Annotated in this window: 4 protein-coding genes; all 4 read left to right on the top strand. The window is 52.5% G+C overall.

Going from position 1 to position 6,527, the window contains the following annotated elements:
* The first annotated feature begins 185 nt into the window (after nucleotides 1-185).
* Nucleotides 186-1,394 carry a quaternary amine ABC transporter ATP-binding protein gene (locus tag QMG93_RS10015; RefSeq protein WP_281935914.1) on the top strand — a complete coding sequence of 403 codons (1,209 nt, stop codon included), beginning with the start codon at nucleotides 186-188 and terminating at the stop codon, nucleotides 1,392-1,394.
* Entirely contained in the window at nucleotides 1,384-2,229 is an 846-nt protein-coding gene (locus QMG93_RS10020; protein ID WP_281935916.1) for an ABC transporter permease, read from the top strand. The genes QMG93_RS10015 and QMG93_RS10020 overlap by 11 nt, the downstream gene beginning before the upstream one ends.
* 26 nt (nucleotides 2,230-2,255) lie before the next feature.
* Nucleotides 2,256-3,125 carry a glycine betaine ABC transporter substrate-binding protein gene (locus QMG93_RS10025; RefSeq protein ID WP_281935943.1) on the top strand — a complete coding sequence of 290 codons (870 nt, stop codon included), beginning with the start codon at nucleotides 2,256-2,258 and terminating at the stop codon, nucleotides 3,123-3,125.
* 138 nt (nucleotides 3,126-3,263) lie between these two features.
* Nucleotides 3,264-4,400: an ATP-binding protein gene (locus QMG93_RS10030; protein ID WP_281935918.1), complete on the top strand. Its 1,137-nt coding sequence runs from the start codon at nucleotides 3,264-3,266 to the stop codon at nucleotides 4,398-4,400.
* Nucleotides 4,401-6,527 lie beyond the last annotated feature (2,127 nt).

Below are 6,527 nucleotides of genomic sequence, written 5' to 3' on the forward strand. Positions count from 1 at the left end.
GTATTGAACATGCATTTGAAAGTAAAGCTATTAGCAAGAAAGGAATTTGGAGGAAATGGGAGTATTCTGTACGATACGTATGTAAAGTTTTTTCTGTACGTACGAAACAAACTTATTTCGCTTTTGACCCATCGCCCTGCGCACCTGTAAACTTAAGAGCATTGAAAGAATGGGGGGATACGGCTTTGATCGAAGTAAAGCATTTGACCAAAATTTTCGGTCAGCATCCGGAGAAGGCGCTTGAACTTCTTAACCAAGGCTGGAGCAAGAAGCGTATCTTTGCGGAGACGAAACAGACCGTGGGCGTGAACCGCGCGAGCTTTACGGTCAAAGAAGGAGAAATTTTCGTCATTATGGGGCTGTCCGGCAGCGGTAAATCGACCCTGATCCGGCTGCTGAACCGGCTGATTGAACCGACGGACGGAAGCATCCTGTTCCGCGGAGAAAATATCGTAGAGATGAACGAGGAGCGGCTGCGCGAATTTCGCCGGACGGCGATGAGCATGGTGTTTCAAAAGTTTGCGCTGTTCCCGCATAAGACGGTTGTGCAAAATGTCGAATTTGGGCTGGAGGTACAGAAGGTTCCGGCCAAAATCCGCAGGGAAAAAGCGCGGGAAGCGCTTGCGCTGGTCGGACTGGAGGAATGGGCGGATCAATATCCGGACCAGTTGAGCGGCGGCATGCAGCAGCGTGTCGGCCTGGCCCGGGCGCTCGCCAACTCGCCGGAGGTCCTGCTGATGGACGAAGCGTTCAGCGCACTTGACCCGCTGATCCGTAAGGACATGCAGGAAGAGCTGCGCGAGCTGCAGGAAAAGCTGAAGAAGACGATCATTTTCATCACGCACGATTTGAACGAAGCGCTGAGGATCGGGGATCGGATCGCGCTGATGAAAGACGGCTCCATCGTCCAGATCGGCACGCCCGAGGAGATTATGATCACCCCGGCCAACGAATATGTGGAGAAATTTATCGAAGATGTCGATCTGTCCCGGGTATTGAACGCTTCGCATGTCATGCGGCGGCCGGAGACGATCGCGTATGACCGCGGGGGACCGCGCGTAGCGCTGGAGCTGATGCGGGAGAACGGCATTTCCAACTTGTTCGTCGTTGACAGTGCCAAGCGGCTGATCGGCGTATTGACGGCCGAAGACGCGGCCCGGGCGATCCGAGAGCACTTGACGCTGGATTCGATCATCATTTCCGAGGTGCCGACGGTGTCGCCGAATACGCTGCTGAGCGACCTGTTCGATACCGTCAGCACAAGCCGCGTGCCGGTGGCGGTCACGTCCGAGAACGGGCGGCTGCTCGGCGTCATTATTCGCGGTGCGGTGCTCGGAGCATTGGCCGGCAACCACGACCGGGTTCGAGAGGCGGTGACCACAGATGGGTCCTAAGCTTCCGATTGCCGAATGGGTCGAGGGGCTCGTCGATTGGCTCGGCTCCACCTTCGAGTGGCTGTTCGGCTTTATTTCTTCCTTAATCGAAGGAACGGTCAATTTGTTTTCGCTGCTGTTTCATTTTCCGCCTGCACTGGTGCTCATCGTATTGATTGCTTTCCTGGCTTACCGTGCGGCAGGGCTCATGCTCGGCATTTTTAGCCTGCTCGGCATGCTGCTGATCGCCAACCTCGGGTTCTGGGACCATACGATGGACACGCTCGCGCTTGTGATGACCTCGGCTTTCCTCTCGGTCATCGTCGGCCTGCCGCTCGGCATCTGGTCTGCGAGAAACAAGACGGTGCAGAACACGTTAACGCCGCTGCTCGATTTCATGCAGACGATGCCGGCCTTCGTTTATTTGATCCCGGCGGTTACCTTTTTCGGCCTGGGCGTTGTGCCAGGCGTCATCGCTTCCGTTATTTTCGCGGTGCCTCCGACGATCCGGCTGACGAACCTCGGCATCCGCCAAGTACCGTTCGACCTGATCGAGGCGGCCGACGCTTTCGGGACGACGCCCGGACAGAAGCTGTGGAAGGTCCAGCTCCCGCTGGCACTGCCTACGCTGATGGCCGGCATCAACCAAACGATCATGCTCTCGCTGTCGATGGTCGTCATCGCTTCGATGATCGGCGCTCAAGGGCTCGGGGCGGACGTGTATCGCGCCGTTACCCAGCTTAAGACGGGCGAAGGCTTCGAAGCGGGGCTCGCCGTCGTCATTCTGGCGATTGTGCTCGACCGGCTGACGCAGCACGCGATTAAGATGAAACCCAAAGGAGAGAAGAAGCATTGAAAAAACGAAACCGGAATCTGCTGTGGATGACGTTGTGTTTGCTCGGGGCCGCTCTGCTGGCCGTTGGGTGCGGAGCCAAGAGCTCCGACACCTCGGCGTTTGTAGGGGATCAAGTCAAATATGAAATTGTCGGTATCGACCCCGGCGCGGGCATTATGAAGGCAACGAGTCAGGCGCTTAAAGATTACGGCTTGACCGACTGGAAGCTTGTAGAAGGCTCCAGCACGGCGATGACCGCGGCGCTGGACAGAGCGTATAAAGCGAAGAAGCCGATCATTATTACCGGGTGGACGCCGCACTGGATGTTCGCCAAATACGACCTCAAATATTTGCAGGACCCGAAAGGCGTTTACGGGGCGGACGAGGAGATTCATACGATCGCAAGAACGGGACTTAAAACGGCGGAGCCGTCCGCCTATGCGGTGCTCGACAAGTTCGAATGGACCGCGGCCGACATGGAGAAAGTCATGGGAGCGGTTATGGACGGCAAGAAGCCGGAAGTCGCTGCGGCCGATTGGGTGAAAGAGAATGCCGCCAAGGTGGACGGTTGGGTGAAGGACGTGCCGAAGGCCGAAGGCCGGAAGCTGAAGCTCGCTTACGTCGCTTGGGATTCGGAGATCGCCAGCACGAACGTCGTCAAGCAGGTGCTCGAATCGCGCCTCGGCTACAAGGTGGATATGCTGCAGGTGGAAGCGGGCCCGATGTGGGCCGGTGTCGCCGGCGGTGATGTCGACGCGATCGTTGCCGCTTGGCTGCCGACGACGCATAAGGACTATTACGAGAAGTTTAAAGGCAAATTCGAGGACCTCGGCCCGAACCTGAAAGGGACCAAAATCGGTCTGGTCGTCCCGAAATATATGGAGATCAATTCGATCGAAGATTTGAAGAAGAAGTAAGGCGAGAGCAGACCGGACGAACGTATGACGTTCTCCGGTCTTTTTATTATGGATAAACAAGGATTTACACGATTTCCCTTCGATGATATAATGTAATTACGTAATTACGTAAAACAATAAATGAATGAGGGTGAATCCATGAAACGAGAAGCTCTTCAGGAAATTGATCAATTGGCTGCCCGCATGTCGGAGCTTGAAAGTCTGGTTCGGCGCTGCTTGGAAAAGCAGTCGGCCAAGGCGATTCCGGCGCCCGGACCGACTTCCGGCCGGACTTCGGAAGGCTTGGTCGTATCATCAACCGACACAAACGAACCCGGGGAAGGAACGGTTTATTATTCCGGCCACTATGATGGAAAAGGGCGCGTCTTTCAATGGATGCCGCAAGAGCGGCGGATGGGCGATCTGCTCCGTCTGAATACCGATAAAGCGTCCAAAGTGCTGTCTGCGCTCGGACATAAGCAGCGGCTGGATATTTTGCGGGCTGTCGTGAACGAACCGTTATCCGGGGCGTCATTGGTGGAACGGCTGAAGATGGGGACGACCGGGCAGCTCTATCATCATCTGAAAGCTTTGCTCGGGGCCGATCTGCTCGTACAAGAGCCAGGAGGGGGGTATACGCTTCCCGCCCATCGGCTGCTGCCCCTGCTGCTGCTGTTGGCCGCGCTCTCCGACCTGATCGACACGAGCGATTACATGGATATGACGGAGGTCCGAAGCAATGCAGGCGCTTACTTGGGACGGGAGGCAGGGGGCTACGATACGCACATTTTGTTATGGGCTGTCCTGGAAAACAGCGTGCTGGAGCATCGGGCCGGCTATTGCAGCGAAGTCCATATTTTTGTGCATGACGACTATACGGTGACCGTGGCGGATAACGGCCGGGGAATTCCGGTACGCCTCCTTCCTTCTTCGAACCTCTCGAATGTGCAGAGCGTGCTGACCGATATTGCCGAGTCGAGCGGCAATGCGCCGTTCGTTTCGCCCGGTGCGGAGAAAGGGATCAGCATCGCGGTGGTCAATGCGCTCTCCGAATCGTTGTCGGTTGAGATCAAGCGCGAAGGGAAGGTGCACCGTCAAGACTACAAGCAGGGCATCCCGCAGACGGAGCTGTTGACGGTGGGCTTGACGGAGGCGACAGGCACGAGCGTCATGTTCCGGCCGAATCGCGAGCTGTTCGGCGCGGGCTTTGAGCGGAAGCGGATCGAGGAGCGGGCGTCCAAGCTTGCAGCCGCTTACCCCGGCTTAGCGGTCACGGTTCACGGTCCTGCACAATAATAAAAAGGGAAGTCAACTGGCGAAATGAGAATGGATAGAGTTTCAGAAATAGATCTGAATCTCTATCCATTTTAGACCTAGCATTTATCGCGTTCATTCTTGGTAGCGTAAGGATAATGTCGGTTTGCCCGTTCCGGCTTTTCCCCGAAATAATATGATTTTTGACATCTCAGCCCTCTATGGTTTACAGTTTTCACAGTGGCAACTTTGAGCCAGCAACTCTTCTCTAGCCTCGATAAGCCATGGATGTACTAATTTCAGCTTGTCCCTCTGTTCCCAAATATGATTTAAGTAAATCAGCACGGCTCCATTTAAATCGGATAAATCAATTCCTGCATGAGTCCTGCCATAATCAGTGGTCCTCCAATGTTCTCCGGAACCTCTAAGCGTTGGAGCAGCAATCGGTTGTTAGTCATCAGTAAACGTACGTCCATCTCTTCCTTAATCAACAAATTCACGATGCTTGGGGGCGGCAGCGCCGCCCCATATTTTAGGGCTGCAACTTTATTTTCGACGAATTATAAAATGAGTTGTCCGAGCCACTTGGTTAAATTAAAAAATAATATGACAACTACTTTTGCAATTATTAAAATCATGATCTTTCTTAAGATAACCATCCTTGTAGATGGATTCTTGAGAAATTTGATTAATTTCTTTCCTGAGCTAATGAGTTTCTTGATTTCGTTTCTGAATTTTTTCATAGATAATTCCTCCTTTTTTTTGGAATGTGAAAAGTTTGTAGATTAAACAAACTTTTTATATTCCTTTGTTGTTGGTTTTTTAGATTTTTTTCCCCCCTATAAATTAAGAGAGGCGAGAGAACTTTTTTAAGAACTTAGGCAGATTTGTTCTATCTTGGTATTTTAGTGTGAAAGGAAAAATTTATAACACCGTAGGTATCAATTCTTGTTCAAGCGAAATTGTAGTCATCAAGATGGAAGAATTGCTGGAGCTGTATCAGAAGAAATACCGACAAGGGTATTTAATTTCCCCCTGATATTCAATCGACCTATTCACCTTTAATTTGTTTTCATAGAAAAAGGGAATCGAGCGTTGCCCCGCGGCGGCCGCGCATTCATTTCCCCTTCTTCACCACAATAGATACGATACAACGTTTTTTGCTTCAAATGTTCGGGACTTTATCTGCGATTTCTCTGCCATCATTCGGTCCCGACTCGGTTGTTTTAAAAAATTCTGAAGAATGGAGACAAAATAGCCCTCTTTCAAAAAAAATCAGGAATTCTGTTCGAGGAGGGAAGTATTGCTCTAACGAGTAGCACATGGTTTTGCAGTAGCTTGTGTGTACGACAATCAGATGCAGACATCCGATTCACTCGCGGTATTTGGCAGCCTGACGATAGGCGAGCAGGCCGCACCGCGGGTCCTACCTCCGATGGCTAGCTTATGCAACATGCGGCAGTACAAACGCCTCGGCCGAGTGCCAACGCTGTACTCTCTTAGTGCATACAGTGGGTGAATGAGCCAAGGCACCCTGGGAGTTCCGTGGCATACGTAATAGCAGCGGATCTGGCGGAGCGCCAACGACGGCGCCTGGCGCGGCGACCGTTAAGTGCGAGCGGTTGCAACCCCCGGACACGGCGGCATACGAAAGCACGGGGAATCCTGCGAAGCTAACGGCGGCCGCATGCGTGCGGCGGTATCCACCTTTTGGGGACATGTAAAATGCAAAAAGCCTACCGAGCGGTAGGCTGAGCTTGTTGAGAAAGTGGTCGAATAGAATTATAGAGGTTACGAAGGGGTGGGGTATCCACTTCCGACCGCTGTTGTCCTCGGGAAATTTGATTGGAAGCCGCTTATTAGCGGACATTTCCCGAAGACAAAGGCGGCCGCTATCGCTTCTCCAGTGGATACCCCACCTCCGTATGCTTCTCTATTTTTGTAAAAGCCCACTTTCTCAACACTCTGAGCCTACCGAGCGGTAGGCTTAAATTTTTTCGTTCATAGCCGGAGCGATATCAACCAATAAATGGTTTAATGTCAGGTACGAGCGCTACGGTCTGGCTAGCAGAGGCGTGCCGTATAAGGCCCCTTCCTTACCTGAAACTACAATATTTTATTACCCAAATTATGCATCTTTATAAAAAACAAAAAGTCCCTGTGAACTGG

The organism is Paenibacillus tyrphae, from assembly GCF_027925525.1.
Lineage (GTDB): Bacteria > Bacillota > Bacilli > Paenibacillales > NBRC-103111 > Paenibacillus_G > Paenibacillus_G tyrfis_B.